Raw genomic sequence first — 17,333 nt, 5'->3', positions numbered from 1 at the left:
ATATAATTCATGAAGTTTATACATCGTTTTGCCTATTATCTTGTAGGTTTAGTTATAGGACTGTTTTTTGTAGCGTTAGTTTTCAGCGGCAAAGACACCCGCTGCAATTATTTTCCAAACGCAAGAGTACTAAATGATTTAAGAAACAAACCCTTTTATTATTCCGATAAAGCTTCACTTATTTTAGCTGAAAAATGGATTGATACTGCCGATATAAAAAATACATTGCAATTTGGAGATGTTGATTTTGACCAAAGTAATATTGATCTTAAGAAAGGAAAACTCTACCTTATAGAAGGTAAAACAATCAAAAACCAAGAAGTTACTTTGAAAGTCATTAATTATGCTGACAGAGCCGTTCTGGAAGATATAATAAAAAAATAATTACTCTTTTATACAAACAAAAACAAATTCTAAAACCAGTACTATTAAAATCTTTTAAACCATTAAAAAATTTAGAAAATTAAGTTTTAAATCCGTAATTTCTTACTGGTTCAGAAAAATATAATTTAAGAATAGTTTAAAAGACTACTACCATTCTATTGGCTCTAAACCATTTCTTTTCAAATAAGAATTTGTTTTACTAAAATGTTTATTCCCGAACCATTTTCCCTGATTTGCACTCATAGGCGAAGGATGTCCAGATTCTAAAACCAAATGTTTATTTCGGTCGATTTTAAGTCCTTTTTTATGGGCGAAATTTCCCCAAAGTAAGAAAACAACATGCTCTTTTTGTTCCGAAATTTTTTGGATAACTGCATCGGTAAAAATATTCCATTTCAAATGTTTATGGCTGTTGGCACTGTCTTCTCTAACGGTCAGTGAGGCATTCAACAATAAAACACTCTGTTTAGCCCAAGCTCCTAAATTACCGGATACAGGCATTAAAACAGTTCCTAAATCATCGCTTATTTCTCGAAAAATATTGCGTAACGAAGGCGGAATTCGGACACCATCATTCACAGAAAAGCACAAGCCATTCGCTTCGCCTCTGCCGTGATAGGGATCCTGACCAATAATAACCACTTTTACATCTTTGAAACTGCAATAATTAAATGCAGCAAAAATCAATTCTTTCGGGGGGTAACAAGTATAATTTTTATATTCCTCATCAACAATTTCCATTAGTTCTTGAAAATAGGGTTTATTGATTTCATCAGATAAAATGAATTGCCAAACGGGATTCAGATTGATTTGCATAGTTAAGTATTTACAAAGCAAAGATACTGAGAGAATATTCTTTTTGAATCATGCAAAGTACAATAAACATTCATTAATTCTTTGTGAAAGTCTGTTAAATAGTCTTAACTATTAGCTATTTTTGTCTAGAAAACAACCAAACCATAAATGATATCCATCACTGAAAAAACATTACAAGATTTACAATTTCCAACTGTTCTCGAAACAATTTCGACTATTTGTAATACTGACATTGGAAAACAAAAAGCATTAGAAATCACTCCATTTAAAGACAAGGAAACGTTGATGCAAGCATTAATGCAAACCTCAGAATATGTTTCGTCTTTCCAAAATAACAATGCCATTCCCAATCATGGTTTTGACGCTATAACGCATGAAATTAAATTTCTGGCTATTGAAGACAGTTTTCTGGAAGTGGGGAGTTTTAGAAAAATTGCCACCATTTCATCAACGGTAAATTTCCTGTTGAGTTTTTTGAGAAAATTCGAGGATTATTATCCAAATTTAAACGCGAGAGCAAACCAAGTTGAACTGACCAAAGAAATTATTACGATGGTCGATGAAGTAGTCGATAAATATGGTGAAATAAAAGACAATGCATCACCGGATTTATTAAACATCCGGAGGAATATGAATGCGGTTCGCGGGAAAGTGAATCAAAGTTTTGGAACAGCATTGACACAATACAACTCATTAGGATATTTAGACGATATAAAAGAAAGTTTTGTTCAAAACAGACGTGTTTTGGCCGTTTTAGCCATGTACCGTCGTAAAGTTAAAGGTTCTATTATGGGCAGTTCAAAAACTGGAAGTATCGCTTATATTGAACCGGAAGCTACCTTACAATATTCTCGTGAATTGAGTAATTTAGAATACGAAGAGAAAGAAGAAATCACCAGAATATTAAAACAATTATCCAATTATATACGTCCCTATTTACCGCTGTTAATCAAATATCAGGATTTTCTGAGTGATATTGATGTCATTGCTGGAAAGGCAAAATATGCGAATAAAATCAATGGAATTTTACCAACCATTACAGAAAACCGCCGTCTTTATTTTAGAGAAGCCTATCACCCTATTTTATATTTGAACAACAAACAGAAAAACGCAAGCACGCATCCGCAAACTATTGAATTAGACCAAGAAAACAGAATTATTGTAATTTCCGGACCAAATGCCGGAGGAAAAACCATTTCCTTAAAAACCGTTGGATTACTGCAATTAATGCTGCAATCCGGAATGCTAATTCCAGTACACGAACGCAGTGAAACGTTTTTATTTGATCGGATTTTAACAGATATCGGAGACAATCAATCTATTGAAAATCATTTGAGTACGTATAGTTACCGATTAAAGAACATGAACTATTTTCTGAAGAAATGTAATAGAAAAACTATGTTTCTTATTGATGAATTTGGTACGGGTTCAGATCCTGAATTAGGAGGTGCTTTAGCCGAAATTTTTCTTGAAGAGTTCTACCATCGGGAAGCTTTCGGGATTATTACAACGCATTATTCAAATCTAAAAATTCTTGCTAATGAATTGCCTTTTGCCACTAATGCTAATATGCTTTTTGATGAAAAATCATTGGAACCCATGTACAAATTGGCTTTGGGACAAGCCGGAAGTTCATTTACCTTTGAAGTCGCTCTGAAAAACGGAATTCCTTTCAGCTTAATCAATCGAGCCAAAAAGAAAATTGAAGTTGGAAAAGTACGTTTCGATAAAACAATTGCTACCCTTCAGAAAGAGCGCTCTAAGATGGAAAAAACATCGCAAACACTGAAAGAAGAGGAAATAAAAGCACGTGAAGAAGGCAAGAAAATGGAGACTATCAATGTAAAGATCAAGCAAAAACTAGAAAGCTATCAGGAATTATACGACAGCAATCAGAAAACGATATACATTGGGCAAAAAATCGAAGATATTTCAGAGAAATATTTCAATAATAAAAATAAGAAAGAACTGCTCGGCGAATTTTTGAAAATCATTGAAATTGAAAATTCAAAGCGTAAGAAAGCCACAACCAAAGAGTCGAAAGCGCTGATTGAAAAGAAAAAAGAAATCATTGAAGAAGTTACGGTTCAGGTGGAGGAAATAAGAAAAGAAAAGAAAGACAAGAAATTAAAAGTTGTAATTGAAAAACTAAAACCAATCCTAAAAGTAGGCGATCGCGTGCGAATGTTTGATGGAAAAGCGGTGGGAACTATTGATCTTATTGAAAAAAATAAAGCAACCATAAACTATGGTATATTTACTTCAAAAATCAGTCTGGAAGCATTGGAATTTGTGGAAGCCGGGAAAAAATAAAAGTATTCAGTTTGCAGTTTTCAGTCTCATCTCATGTTTTGTCATTTCGACGAAGGAGAAATCTCAATACGGTTGAATTTTAAATTTTAAATTATGCTCCATATTCCTAAAGACAAAAAAATTATACTCTTTGACGGTGTTTGTAATCTGTGTAATTCGGCAGTACAAATGATTATTAAACATGACACTAAAGATGTTTTCCGATTTGTCGCCTTACAATCTGATTTGGGTCAAAAAATTATCAAACAACTTGGAATTGATACGCAAAAAATGGATAGTATTATTCTATATCAGCCGGATTTTGCTTATTATTATAAATCAGAAGCTGCTTTAGAAATAGCTAAAAACCTAGGCGGACTATTTTATTTCGTCACTATATTTTCGATATTCCCCACATCGTTCAACAATTTCTTTTATGATTATATCGCCACAAATCGATACAAATGGTTTGGAAAAAAGGAAAATTGTATGATTCCCACAAAGGAGTTAAAAGCTAAGTTTTTAGACTAAAAGACTAATTATAATAATTATCATGCCTTTTATTTTATGGGAAGTCTAAATTAGACCAACTTAAAATAAATGGATCATAAAAGACACTGCGCTTTTTTTCTTGGGACAAAGGATCTTTTATAATGGTTGTCAAATTTGGTTTAGTCAACGTAGAAATTTTTTAGCAGTTTTCATTATGATGAATTCCTACAGAACAAAAATTACAGAACAAAAAAAGAGGATGTCTGTTAGTCATCCTCTTGCTGTTATTAACTTATTTCAGAAAGACTAACTTCTTATTAATTTTCTGTATTTCAATCGTTTTGGTGTTAAATCACCACCCAAACGTTTCTTTTTATTTTCTTCATATTCTGAGAAGCCACCTTCAAAACAATACACTTCAGAGTTTCCTTCAAAAGCTAGAATGTGTGTACAAATCCTATCTAAGAACCATCTGTCGTGAGAAATAACAACGGCACAACCGGCAAAACTCTCCAAACCTTCTTCTAATGCACGAAGTGTATTGATGTCCAAATCATTCGTAGGCTCATCCAACAAAAGTACATTTCCTTCTTCTTTCAAAGTCATTGCTAGATGTAAACGGTTACGTTCTCCACCGGAAAGCATAGAAACTTTTTTATTTTGTTCTCCACCACCAAAATTAAATCGTGACAAATATGCTCTTGAATTTACTTGTTTTCCGCCCATCATAATCAATTCCTGACCATCTGCGAAGTTTTCCCAAATCGATTTATTAGGATCTATGTTAGAGTGTGCTTGATCTACGTAAGCAATTTTTACAGTATCTCCTATTGAGAATTCTCCTGAATCTGGTTTTTCCTCACCCATTATCATCTTAAAAATTGTTGATTTACCAGCCCCATTGGGTCCGATAATTCCAACGATTCCTGCTTGTGGTAACGTGAAATTTAAATTATCATACAATAATTTATCTCCAAATGCTTTAGCAACATTTTTGGCTTCAATTACATTCGTTCCTAGACGTGGACCATTTGGAATATAAATTTCCAGATTTTCATCTAATTGTTTTTGGTCTTCATTTAGTAATTTATCGTAGTTCTGCAAACGCGCTTTTTGTTTTGTTTGACGCCCTTTGGCACCTTGACGAACCCAATCCAACTCGCGTTCTAAGTTTTTTCTGCGTTTTGAAGCTACTTTTTCTTCTAATGCCATACGGCTTGATTTTTGGTCTAACCAAGAAGAATAGTTCCCTTTCCAAGGAATTCCTTCCCCTCTATCCAATTCCAGAATCCAACCGGCCACATTATCCAAGAAGTATCTATCGTGCGTTACTGCAATTACAGTTCCGGCATATTGTGCTAAATGTTGTTCTAACCAAAGTACACTTTCGGCATCCAAGTGATTTGTAGGCTCATCCAAAAGTAATACATCAGGTTGTTGCAACAACAAGCGACATAAAGCGACACGACGACGCTCACCACCAGATAAATTCTTAATTGGCGTGTCGCCTTCCGGAGTGCGCAAAGCATCCATGGCGATTTCCAGTTTAGTATCGATTTCCCACGCTCCCAATGCATCAATTTTATCTTGTAAAAGTGCTTGACGATCCATCAATTGCTCCATTTTATCGGCATTTTCATAGACTTCCGGCAAACCAAAACTATCATTGATTTTATTGAATTCCTCTAAAACTGCCATTGTTTCAGCAACTCCTTCTCTTACAATTTCAATAACCGTTTTAGTATCATCTAAAATAGGTTCTTGTTCTAAATACCCTACCGTATAACCCGGTGCAAACACTACATCGCCTTGGTAGTTTTTATCAACACCAGCAATAATTTTTAATAAAGAAGATTTTCCGGAACCATTTAAACCCAAAATACCAATCTTAGCTCCATAAAAGAAACTCAAATAGATGTTTTTAAGTACTGGTTTATCTGCTCCTTGATAGGTTTTACTCAATTTTGACATTGAGAATATTACTTTTTTATCGTCTGCCATCTCTATTTTTTTAATTTTAAATTATATTATCTATTTGCTCTTAAGTCTCATATCTACATTAAAAATAACTACTAAAGTCTGCCTTTAAGTGAGCTAAACACCCAAGCATTAGCCAAAAAGCCAACACCTACAGCTGCAAATCCCCAGCCTGCTACGTCATCATATCTAAAAGCACCTAATGCGATAAGCAATAAACCCATTACAATCATTATCAAAGTAGCCCAACCTAAAATAGTATTTTTATTCATTGCCATAATTGTGGTATTTATTTTTAATAACCCGAAGTATCGGGAGTGCAAATATCGGAATTTTTTGCCCTTTAATTAAATATTTTATAAAGCATTTCTCGTAACAAATCAGAATGCGACATTGCATTGGCGCCAACACCCTTGCTTTTGACATCAATATCTCTTAAAGCACCAACAATCTGACTCACTTTTTTCATGGGATAGTTTTTCAAAGCAACATCATATTCTTTCAAGAAAAATGGATTCACGCTTAGTACAGCAGCTACATTTTTAGGATTTCTATCTTTCAAACCGTGGTATTTTAGTAATTGGATAAAAAAGCCAAAAACCAAACTGGTAGTCACCATCATTGGATTATCTTTTGGGTTTTGGGCAAAGTTTTCAGCAATCGTATACGCCTTTAATTGGTTGCGTTCGCCAATTGCTTTTCGCAATTCAAACACATTAAAATCTTTGCTAAACCCTATGTTTTCCTCAATATGTTTAGGAGTTATGGTACTTCCCGCTGACAAAATAATTTGTAATTTTTCGAGTTCATTGTTTATTTTACTTAGATCCGTTCCTAGAAATTCCACTAGCATGGCACTAGCTTTAGGCTCTATAGCATACTTTTTACCTGCTAAAACACGTTTAATCCAGTCCCCAACTTGGTTTTCATACAGTTTTTTACTTTCATAAACCACTCCGTTTTTAGTCAATAACTTGGTTAGTTTTTTACGTTTGTCTAGCGTTTTGTATTTGTAACAAAAAACTAAAACGGTTGTTGCCATTGGATTCTCAGCGTAGCTCTCCAGTTTGTCTATCGTGCGAATCAAATCCTGTGCTTCTTTGACAATTACCACCTGTCGTTCCGCCATCATTGGATAGCGTTTTGCGGTCGAGATAATATCTTCTATCGTAACATCTCTCCCATATAAAACGGTCTGATTGAATCCTTTTTCTTCTTCTGTTAATATTTTTTCCTCAATATAAGTCGCTAATTTATCAATATAATATGGCTCTTCTCCCATCAAAAAATATAGGGGCCTGATGGTTCCGTTTTTTATATCATTTACAATTTTTAATACTTCATCCATTTTCTTTTTTGTTTGAAGTTTAAAGTTTAAAGTTTGTTGAATCGTATGAAACTTTACACCTTAAATTTTAAACAAAATAACTATTTTTGCTTCATGCAGCAATTAAATTTTTCTTCCTATACTTTTCGGTTCAAAAATAGCGAAAATAAAGTTTCTATTTTTGATGCAATCAGGAAAAAATTCATCATTCTTACTTCCGAAGAATGGGTTCGCCAGCATGTAATTCAATTTTTATTGGAAGAAAAAAAGTACCCAAAATCATTGATTAATGTCGAAAAAGTACTTAAAGTCAATGGCTTGCGCAAAAGATACGATGTTGTTGTTTTTAATAAGGATGGTTCTATTTTTATTTTAATCGAATGCAAAGCGCCGGAAGTAAAAATTACCCAAGCGACTTTCGACCAAATTGCAAGATATAATATGACACTAAAGTCTGAATTTTTAATGGTGACCAATGGATTGAATCATTACTTTTGCGAAATGGATTTTGAAAACGAGAGATATGCTTTTCTAGAGAATCTACCAAATTATAATAGTTAGAATATTAAACTTCTTAGATTGTAATGGTCTAAAATGTCGAAAAATCTGAAAATCTAAAAATCTGAATGAAAGTAGCTGTCGTCATCCTGAATTGGAATGGAATTTTATTATTAGAAAAATTTTTGCCGTCTGTGGTTAAATATTCACCGGAAGCTACCATTTATGTGGCTGACAATGCCTCTACAGATGATTCGATTTCTTATATAAAAGCTTTTTTTCCTTTGGTTAAAATTGTTAAAAACGAAAGCAATCTGGGTTTTGCTAGTGGCTACAATGAAGCCTTAAAACACATAGATGCTACACTATTTGCCTTGGTGAATTCTGACATTGAAGTGACTGAAAATTGGTTGCAACCGATACTTAAAACTTTTAGAAAAGAACCTGAAACTGCCATTATTCAGCCTAAAATATTAGATTTCAAACGCAAAGAATATTTTGAATACGCTGGTGCTGCCGGTGGATTCATTGATAAATTTGGATATCCGTATTGTCGAGGACGAATTTTCGACACCGTAGAAAAAGACTGTGGTCAGTATGATGACAACCGAGAAATATTTTGGGCTTCCGGAGCTTGTTTTTTTATCCGAAGTTCTGTTTATAAGGAATTAAATGGCTTTGACGGCGATTTTTTTGCACATCAAGAAGAGATTGATTTATGTTGGCGTGCTTTCAACAAAGGGTATAAAATAAAATACAATTATGAGTCCGTTGTTTACCATGTTGGCGGGGCTACTTTGCAACAAGGGAATTCCAAAAAAACTTTTTTGAACTTTAGAAATTCATTGTTAATGCTAACCAAAAATATTCCAAAAAATCAATTATTTTGGATACTTTTAATCCGAATGGTGTTAGACGGAATTGCAGGTTTACAATTTATTTTCAAAGGAAAGTTCAAACATTTTTTCGCAATACTAAAAGCCCATGGGTCCTTTTACAGCCTGTTTTCATCACAATGCAAAAAAAGAGCAAAATTTCAAAAACAAAAATACTATACTACAAAAAGTATCGTTTACATTTATTTTATCAGGAATATCGTTGTTTTTAACGATTTATTTGGAATAAAATAAATATAAAAAAGTTAAATTTGTAATTAACATTAAAACTAAAACTAAACAATTTATGAAAAAAATAGTAATTGCCTTATCCGTTTTAGCTGTACTATCCTCATGTGTGTCTAAAAAGAAATACACTGATTTAGAAGCTAGAAACAAAGAAACTCAGGATTTATTAAATACAGCAACTGTAAAATTAAATTCTTGCTTAGAAGAAAAAGCGGGTCTTATCGCTACTGTGAGTGGTTTGAAAGACCAAAATCAAGGTTTAATCAGTACTTCTAGAGATATGACCATTCTGTCTACTAAAGGAGCTGAAAATATCGAAAAAGCGTTAGAATCTATCAAAGAGAAAGATTTAAAAATTAGTAGAATGCAAGATGCTTTAACTAAAAAAGACAGTGTAACACTTGCGTTAGTTACTAGTTTAAAAAGTTCAGTAGGTATCTCTGATCCGGATATCGAAATAAATGTAGAAAAAGGAGTTGTATTTATCTCTATAGCTGACAAACTATTGTTCAAAAGTGGAAGTTATGAAGTAACTGACAGAGCTAAAGTAGTTTTGGCTAAAGTTGCCAAAGTAGTCAATGACAAACCCGATTTTGAATGTATGGTTGAAGGTCATACTGATAATGTTCCTTACAATGGTTCCGGTGTGATACTTGACAACTGGGATTTAAGTGTGAAACGTTCTACTTCTATTATTCGTGTTTTAACGAATCAATTGGGTGTTAAACCAGAGCAATTAATAGCGGCAGGAAGAAGTTCATATATTCCTTTAGTTGCAAATGATTCGGCTGAAAACAGATCTCGTAACAGAAGAACTCGTATTGTTGTTTTACCAAAAATTGATCAATTCTACGAAATGATTGAAAAAGAAATGAAAAAACAAAGACCATAATTTCATATTTAAATTGAAATTATAGAGGCTGTCTCAAAAAGACAGCCTCTTTTTTATATAAAAAAATGACAAATGGACTTTTTTTATTTAAAAGATTTACATGTTTTTAGGTTGTATTAATATAATTACATAGCGGTCTAAAAACACCACTTTTAAGGCATCTCATCAAACTACTATCAAACCATAGAATACGAAGAACAAAATTTATTCCGGGAGAAATAAATTCCTATTCCATACCAACCTACCGATGCTGATTTTATGCATAAGAAGGAAAATCAGATGCTAAATGACTAACTCAAAGTGGCTTATACTGCATACATTTCTACTTCCAATCAAATACTTTATTCACGACACCATCCCTTCCAACACGACAGACACAACCATTATATCCATACATTTTGCCCTGTATGCAAGCCGTTTTGGTTGTTTATGCAAAAAAGCAACTCCATGAGCTGCTTTTTACTTTTTTTACAACTTCATCTTCTCGAGAGTGAAATCGATTTTAGGAACTAGTAGGTTTTCTCTTTTAGAAATACAATCAAAAGAGACTGGCTCATTTTTATATTGAGACAGTCTATTTGTTATTGGAAAATAATCCAACTTATTTCTTATAATACTTCTTATATTTTGGATAGGAGACAGCACCAAATAATGTTATTACTGCCAGTGAATACCAAATCCAGTTTAAGGAATGGGCTTCGCCACTCGCATAGGAATGCAATCCTACCAGATGAAAATTCACACCGTAATACGTGAATAATATCGATATAAAAGCAAACATACTCATTAAATTGAATACCCATTTCCCGCGTAGTGATGGAACAAATCTGGCATGAATTACAAAAGCATAGACCATAATACTGATTAATGCCCAAGTTTCTTTTGGATCCCAGCCCCAGTATCGTCCCCAGCTTTCATTGGCCCATTGTCCTCCAAGGAAGTTTCCAATAGTTAACATTATCAAACCTATCGTTAAGGCTAATTCATTGATGTAAGTGATCTCTTGAATATTCAAATCCATTTTGGCTTTGTTTTTTTCATTGGTAAACAAAATCAGTAATAATGAAACCGCACCCAATATCATTCCTAGCGCAAACGGTCCATAGCTGGCCACAATTACCGCCACATGAATCATTAACCAATACGAGTTCAGTACCGGCTGTAAATTTGCAATTTCCGGATCAATCCAGTTCATATACGCTGCCGCTAAAATCATAGCGGTTACAAAAGCGGATGATGCCACAGTAAGCTTTGATTTTCTATCGAAAGCCAAACCAAAAAACATGGTTGCCCAGGCTACATAAATAATAGATTCATACGCATTACTCCATGGTGCATGACCTGAAATATACCATCTGGCTATTAGACCAAAGGTGTGTAATGCAAATAATCCAATCACGACGATGTGCATAAAATTGACTAAATAATTTAATACTTTTCTTTCTTTGAAGATTTGTAAAATCGTGAAGAACAACATTAAAATAGCCGCAAAAATATACCAATACGGAAGTTTTTTGAATACATCATATTTATTATACAACACTTCCGACGTAATCTTTTCATCGCTTGGCATCACTTTGCTGCCAAAACGTTTTTGGAAACCATTAATACTCCCCAGTAATTCATCGGATGTAGCATAATTATTGGATGCTGCAGCGCTTGCCAAAGATCCAAAATATAAAGGCAATACGTTTTTAGTGTACGTCGCTTCCATTCCTTTGAAACCGGCTTCATTGAGCTCTAAATAAGAAACCCATTTGTTGTTTTTATCCTCCGGTATTGGGAAAATTTTTAAAATTCGTCCGCTCAAAGCTGATTCCATCAGATTTACTTTCTTATCCGTTTCGATAAAATCTTTTTCAAACTGGTTAGGATTTGCAACTTTAAAAGCTTCTTCTAAATATTTTGAAAGCTTGTAATTTCCTTTTGCATCAAAGAAAGATACGAAAGGAGCAAATTTAGCTTTCTTATCAATTCCTATAATTTTACGAATACTGTCATTCCCACTTTTAATATAAATAATAGGAATTTCAATCCAGTAACTCGCATATTGTGTCATAGACAAAAATACCTGATCTGAATTCATTCCCTTATAAGTATCATCATGACTTACTTTTCGCAACAATTCTGAAGAAAAAGTATTGATAGGTTTCATTCGTCCACCAGCATCTTGAATGACTAATCGTCCAAATTTTGAGGCATGCGTTTCTGGCACTTTAAATTTTGTAATTAGTGCCTGTAATTCATCCTGACTGAACACCTTCTTAGTATGATTTGCATGGGTCTCTGGCGCGGTCTGGGTCTTTGATGCGGTTTGGGTTTGTTCGTGGTCATGTCCCTCGTGATCTGCATGGTCGTGTTCTTGTGCAAAACTGCTGAAACTAAATAGCAGAATTAAAATAGTCAGTAATTTGGCTTTCTTAATTTTCACCTCTTCTAATTTTCTCTTAATATCTGCAAAACGAGAATACTTAGTGAACATAATGGCCATCATGGCAAAATACAGCATGAAATATCCACCATAAGTGATTGCTGTTCCCCAGAAATCGTGATTTACAGACAATATAGTTCCTTTTTCATCGGGATCAAAACCGGATTGAAAAAAGCGATATCCTTTATAATCCAAAACATTGTTCATATATATTCTTGCATCAAAGGGTTCTTTATCCTCAACAGTAACCTGACTTTCAAATGAAGAATAACTTTTCTCTGTTCCTGGATATTTTTGTGCAATAAAGTCATTCAATTTAATTTTAAAAGGCAAAACATACGCCTTACTTCCATAAAAAATCGAGTACTCTATATTCCCAATTTTCACTGAATTTACATCTCCTAATTTACCTTTGGAGCCTAAAACGGTTACTGTTTTTTCTTGTCCGTCAGCCGTTATTTTTACTGTTAGTGCATCTTCATGATTTTTAGCTTTAAAATCATTATTCGATTCATAATCGATAACTCCTTTTACAGCAGGATCCGGGAGCACAAATCGCATTTCACCTATTGTGTATAACGAACGCATCATCAATGGTTGCGCGTTATCCTTAGTCACTTTTCCTTGTAGTTTATCTGCCATACGCATAAAATCACCTTCAAAAGGAGTTTGAATTGTATACGCGTTTCCTGTAGTATTGATATTTATGGCACCATCCGTAAATTTATTTAGCGAAAATAAAACATTATGAATATTTTGTACTTCGCCCTCTTTCAAGAAATGTTCATGACGACCACCATCTCCTGCTTCAACTAATTTTAAATACAAAATTCCTTTTGGATCAGGTTTGACATATTCTTTTGCTCCCATTATAAAATTTTCATATTCCACCTCAAATGGGGTATCAGCAAACGTTCCAGAAATACTAAAATTATTATTCGTGGCTGGAGAAAGCAGTACTTTTTTTTCAAAAACCCGGCGCTTCATTTCTCCTTTAAATTCACCATCCACAAAAAGTGTCAGGTAGGTTTTATCAGAAAATATCTGATTTTCAGCAGCCCCTTCACGAATTGGCATCATTCCTTCATAACTGATGTATCGCGTTACAAAAGCACCAAGAATGATAAGAATAAAAGACAAATGCAACAATAAAGTAGCCCATTTTTCTTTCTTCAAGAGTTGATATCGCTTGATATTCCCGATGAAATTAATCACAAAAAAGACATGAATAGCCTCAAACCACCACGCATTATAAATTAAAATTTTTGCCGTATCCGTATTGTATTTACTTTCGATAAAAGTTCCTGTGGCCATGGCAACGGCATATAAAATAAACAGAAAGGCCATTAATCGTGTAGAAAACAAAAAAGAAAATATTTTTTTATCCATTTTTATGGGATTATGTTTTGTAAAAGTGGCACAAAAGTACTTAAAAATACTGACTTCTATATTCGCACATTTGTTAATTTAAACTAAAAATAAGTCTTTTTCATGAAGGCTTAAGAGCTTTTTTTTGGCTGTTTTCTATTTGAAACCTTTCTGAAAATTGAATAAAACACTTCATATTTTTTTGCTAATTTTACTCCATGATCAAAGTAGTTATAATTGGCTCCGGAAATGTAGCACAGCATTTAATTGCGGCATTTCAAAATCCCCATAAACCAGGGACAGAAATAGAATTGGTTCAGGTATATTCGAGACAAATAAAAAGTGTTTCCCATCTAATAGACTTGGGAAAAATCACTGACAATTTCAATACTTTAGTTGAAGCCGACATGTATATCATTTCAGTTTCTGATGATGCTATTGCTGAAGTTTCCTCTAATCTTACTTTCAAGAATCGCTTAGTGGTGCATACTTCCGGGAGTGTTTCTTTGCATGCATTAGACGAAAATAATCGAAGAGGCGTTTTTTATCCTTTGCAAACGTTTACCAAAAACAAAGCTGTCGATTTCAATATCATTCCTATTTGTTTAGAAAGCGAAAATGGGATTGATTACCACTTAATAGATAAAGTGGCCAAATCAATTTCAAGAACCGTTTATGCAATCAACTCTGAACAACGAAAAGCCTTGCATGTGGTGGCCGTATTTGTGAACAATTTTACCAATCATTTGTACCAAATAGGTCAGGAAATCTGCCAGGAACATCATGTTCCATTTGAAATCTTAAGACCTTTAATTGCAGAAACAGTTCAAAAAATAATGGTACTTTCGCCGCAAGATGCACAAACGGGTCCTGCAAAACGCAATGACACTTCAACGATTGAAGCCCACGAAGCTTTTTTATCAAATGAAAATCATCTGACTATTTATAAAACACTAACACAATCAATACAAGAGAATGGCAAAAAGTTATAAAGAAATAATGAACGAGATCACTACTTTTATTTTTGATGTCGATGGGGTACTAACTGACAGCTCTGTTTTTGTAACTAATGAAGGAGAAATATTGCGAACCATGAATATTAGAGATGGATATGCTATGAAAGCTGCTATAGAAAGTGGGTTTAATGTATGTATTATTTCCGGCGGAAGCAATGAAGGGGTTCGAGTAAGGCTACGAAATTTGGGACTTACAGACATCTATTTAGGTACGCCGGACAAAGTAGAAACTTTTAAAGAATATGTGGAACTCTACAACATTAAACCTGAAAACGTGTTATACATGGGCGATGATATTCCTGATTATCATGTGATGCAGTTAGTCTCATTACCAACTTGTCCCCAAGATGCTAGCCCGGAAATCAAAGCTATTTCCCGCTATATTTCGCATAAAAACGGAGGAAAAGGAGCGGCCAGGGATGTCATTGAACAAGTTATGAAAGCACAAGGGAAATGGATGGCACATTTTGACGGGAAGCATGACTAGTACTTTTTTAAATGTTAAATTATAAATTTAAAATAACATCTGTGATTCCTTTTTTTAAACTAATTAGATACCAGAACTTGTTAATGCTTGCTTTTATGCAATTTGTTTTCAGGTATGGTTTTTTACAAGTTCAGAATATTTCTTTGGCGTTATCGGATTGGCAGTATGGATTATTAATTTTATCAACTGCTTTGATCGCTGCAGGCGGCTATGTGATCAATGATATCTATGACCAAAAAACAGATTCCGTCAATAAACCAAATGCTGCGAATGTGGGCAAAACCATTTCAGAAATTCAAGCCTATAATCTGTATATTTGGCTTACGTCAAGTGGGGTAATGATTGGTTTTTATTTGTCGAATGTCATACGGAAACCAGGTTTTGCCTCTATTTTTATTTTGGTTGCCGCAACACTTTATTTGTATGCAACCAGTCTGAAACAAATGATGCTTATTGGTAATATCATTGTGGCATCACTACTTTCTTTTAGTGTGATTATCATTGGAGTTTTCGATTTATTTCCTGCAACAACAATAAATAATCAGCAACAAATGGGCTTGTTTTTTTCTATCCTGATAGATTATGCTATTTTTGCTTTTATGATTAATCTACTTCGGGAAATTGTCAAAGACATAGAAGATACAGATGGCGATTATAATCAAGGAATGAGTACCTTACCTATTGTAATTGGAAAATCCAGAACGGCAAAAATAGTTTCCGGTTTAAGTTTGATTCCGCTATTTTTTATCGTATTTTATATTCATCGGTACCTGTTAGAATTGGTGTTTGCAACATTATATATGTTGTTATTTGTTGTAGGTCCGTTGTTTTATTTCACTTTAAAAATTTGGTCTGCAAAATCAAAAAGAGAGTGCCACATCTTGAGTGTATTGTTAAAATGCATCCTTCTTTTAGGAATTTTATCCGTTATTGTTATTCGTTTAAATATAAAATATAATGCTTAAAAATAAATTAAAAAAATACGCCCTTATTCTGGCTTCAGGATCGCCAAGACGGCAGCAGTTTTTCAAAGATTTGGACTTAGATTTTGAAATTCGATTGAAAGAAATCGAAGAAATTTATCCTCCTGAGTTAAAAGCGTACGAAATCACGAACTATTTGGCTGAATTAAAAGCCAGTGCTTTTGACGGTGAATTACAGTCCAATGAAATCCTAATCACCAGTGATACCATTGTTTGGTACAACAACAAAGCGCTAGGCAAACCAAAAGACGAACAGGATGCTTTTGAAATCTTGAAATCATTATCGAATGCTACTCACGAAGTAATTACTTCTGTTTGCTTTAAGACAAATGAAAAAGTAGTCCTGCTTCATGAAATAACAAAAGTCACTTTTAACACGTTGAGTGAGGAATCCATTCGCTACTATTTAGAAAATTATAAGCCTTATGACAAAGCGGGTGCTTATGGTATTCAGGAATGGATCGGTTTTATTGGTGTTTCAAAAATTGAAGGTTCTTATGCTAATGTGATGGGAATGCCCACGGATAAGGTATATGACTACTTAACTAAATTAGACTGATTGCATTATGGATACATTTATATTTCACGAGTATTCCAGGGAACTGGTGGCCACAGGAATTTTGGGATTACTGTTGATTTTTTTGAGAATTATTGCTGCAAAATTAGTTCGCAACTATGCTAAATCAGACCAAAAACTGGAGCATAGAACCAATTTAGTCATCAAATACATTCATTTATTTATAAATATTCTTGCAACTATAGCAGTCATACTAATTTGGGGCGTCCAGACAAAGGATATTAGTATTGCACTTTCCTCTATTACCACAGTTGTAGGTGTTGCTATGTTTGCTCAATGGTCTATATTGAGCAATATCACATCTGGAGTTATTTTGTTTTTTTCTTTTCCGTTTAAAATTGGAGATACGATAAAAATTCATGATAAAGATTTTCCGATTGAAGCGCAAATTGAAGATATTGGGGCTTTTCATGTATATTTAAAAACTACAGATGGAGAAAAAATTATCTATCCGAACAACTTGCTTTTGCAAAAAGGAATTTCTATACTAAACAATTATGCCGATCAAAAAGAATTTACGGATTGAGTTTACTTTTGCTGAGAATGGTCAATCATCATCCTGCAAAACATTCTATTGAAGTGGAAATTATATAACTATTGCTGAAAAATATATAATGTTTTACTTTTTTAAATGCTGGATATTTGTCAATTAGAAATAAATAATTTACT

General features: G+C 33.6%; 16 protein-coding genes. 11 read left to right on the top strand and 5 right to left on the bottom strand.

What is annotated here, in order from left to right:
* The first annotated feature begins 9 nt into the window (after window positions 1-9).
* Window positions 10-384, top strand: coding sequence for a DUF4258 domain-containing protein (locus EKM02_RS00515; RefSeq protein WP_126451527.1), 375 nt, complete (start codon window positions 10-12; stop codon window positions 382-384).
* Between the two features lie 147 nt (window positions 385-531).
* Here EKM02_RS00515 and EKM02_RS00510 read toward each other — a convergent pair whose 3' ends face one another.
* A complete protein-coding gene (locus EKM02_RS00510; RefSeq protein WP_126451526.1) occupies window positions 532-1,200 on the bottom strand; it encodes a uracil-DNA glycosylase in 669 nt (222 codons plus the stop codon).
* Between the two features lie 147 nt (window positions 1,201-1,347).
* Between EKM02_RS00510 and EKM02_RS00505 the strand changes: the two genes are divergently transcribed.
* Together EKM02_RS00505 and EKM02_RS00500 are read left to right on the top strand one after the other, a co-directional pair.
* Window positions 1,348-3,513, top strand: a complete 2,166-nt coding sequence (locus EKM02_RS00505) for an endonuclease MutS2 (protein WP_126451525.1) — start codon at window positions 1,348-1,350, stop codon at window positions 3,511-3,513.
* A 93-nt stretch (window positions 3,514-3,606) separates the two neighbouring features.
* Complete coding sequence (locus EKM02_RS00500) at window positions 3,607-4,023, top strand: thiol-disulfide oxidoreductase DCC family protein (RefSeq protein WP_126451524.1); 417 nt, start codon at window positions 3,607-3,609, stop codon at window positions 4,021-4,023.
* Between the two features lie 267 nt (window positions 4,024-4,290).
* Here the strand turns inward: EKM02_RS00500 and ettA are convergent, their stop codons facing one another.
* The 3 genes from ettA to holA form a co-directional block, all read right to left on the bottom strand.
* Entirely contained in the window at window positions 4,291-5,985 is a 1,695-nt protein-coding gene (gene ettA / locus EKM02_RS00495) for an energy-dependent translational throttle protein EttA (RefSeq protein WP_126451523.1), read from the bottom strand.
* Window positions 5,986-6,056: 71 nt separating this feature from the next.
* A complete protein-coding gene (locus EKM02_RS00490) occupies window positions 6,057-6,239 on the bottom strand; it encodes a CAL67264 family membrane protein (protein ID WP_126451522.1) in 183 nt (60 codons plus the stop codon).
* A gap of 65 nt (window positions 6,240-6,304) precedes the next feature.
* Window positions 6,305-7,309 carry a DNA polymerase III subunit delta gene (gene holA, locus EKM02_RS00485; RefSeq protein WP_126451521.1) on the bottom strand — a complete coding sequence of 335 codons (1,005 nt, stop codon included), beginning with the start codon at window positions 7,307-7,309 and terminating at the stop codon, window positions 6,305-6,307.
* Window positions 7,310-7,402: 93 nt separating this feature from the next.
* On the opposite strand from holA, the gene EKM02_RS00480 reads away from it, so the two are divergent.
* The 3 genes from EKM02_RS00480 (at window position 7,403) to EKM02_RS00470 (ending at window position 9,802) form a co-directional block, all read left to right on the top strand.
* On the top strand, window positions 7,403-7,849 hold the full coding sequence (locus EKM02_RS00480) for a type I restriction enzyme HsdR N-terminal domain-containing protein (protein ID WP_126451520.1): 447 nt from the start codon (window positions 7,403-7,405) through the stop codon (window positions 7,847-7,849).
* Window positions 7,850-7,914: 65 nt separating this feature from the next.
* Window positions 7,915-8,916, top strand: coding sequence for a glycosyltransferase family 2 protein (locus EKM02_RS00475; RefSeq protein ID WP_126451519.1), 1,002 nt, complete (start codon window positions 7,915-7,917; stop codon window positions 8,914-8,916).
* Window positions 8,917-8,968: 52 nt separating this feature from the next.
* Entirely contained in the window at window positions 8,969-9,802 is an 834-nt protein-coding gene (locus EKM02_RS00470; RefSeq protein WP_126451518.1) for a flagellar motor protein MotB, read from the top strand.
* 601 nt (window positions 9,803-10,403) lie between these two features.
* Here EKM02_RS00470 and ccsA read toward each other — a convergent pair.
* Window positions 10,404-13,622 carry a cytochrome c biogenesis protein CcsA gene (ccsA, locus tag EKM02_RS00465; protein WP_126451517.1) on the bottom strand — a complete coding sequence of 1,073 codons (3,219 nt, stop codon included), beginning with the start codon at window positions 13,620-13,622 and terminating at the stop codon, window positions 10,404-10,406.
* Between the two features lie 197 nt (window positions 13,623-13,819).
* On the opposite strand from ccsA, the gene EKM02_RS00460 reads away from it, so the two are divergent.
* From EKM02_RS00460 to EKM02_RS00440, 5 genes are all read left to right on the top strand, one after another.
* Complete coding sequence (locus tag EKM02_RS00460; protein ID WP_126451516.1) at window positions 13,820-14,593, top strand: Rossmann-like and DUF2520 domain-containing protein; 774 nt, start codon at window positions 13,820-13,822, stop codon at window positions 14,591-14,593.
* Window positions 14,577-15,104 (top strand): KdsC family phosphatase, encoded by a 528-nt coding sequence (locus EKM02_RS00455; RefSeq protein WP_126451515.1) that lies wholly within the window; start codon window positions 14,577-14,579, stop codon window positions 15,102-15,104. Before EKM02_RS00460 ends, EKM02_RS00455 begins: the two co-directional genes overlap by 17 nt.
* Window positions 15,105-15,199: 95 nt before the next feature.
* Window positions 15,200-16,069 (top strand): geranylgeranylglycerol-phosphate geranylgeranyltransferase, encoded by an 870-nt coding sequence (locus EKM02_RS00450; protein WP_234423124.1) that lies wholly within the window; start codon window positions 15,200-15,202, stop codon window positions 16,067-16,069.
* Complete coding sequence (locus EKM02_RS00445) at window positions 16,062-16,646, top strand: Maf-like protein (RefSeq protein WP_126451513.1); 585 nt, start codon at window positions 16,062-16,064, stop codon at window positions 16,644-16,646. Before EKM02_RS00450 ends, EKM02_RS00445 begins: the two co-directional genes overlap by 8 nt.
* Before the next feature lie 7 nt (window positions 16,647-16,653).
* Window positions 16,654-17,190, top strand: coding sequence for a mechanosensitive ion channel domain-containing protein (locus EKM02_RS00440; protein ID WP_126451512.1), 537 nt, complete (start codon window positions 16,654-16,656; stop codon window positions 17,188-17,190).
* Window positions 17,191-17,333: the final 143 nt, after the last annotated feature.

Source organism: Flavobacterium sp. RSP49 (assembly GCF_003968735.1).
Lineage (GTDB): Bacteria > Bacteroidota > Bacteroidia > Flavobacteriales > Flavobacteriaceae > Flavobacterium.
This window is presented reverse-complemented; position numbering and strand designations above follow the sequence as displayed.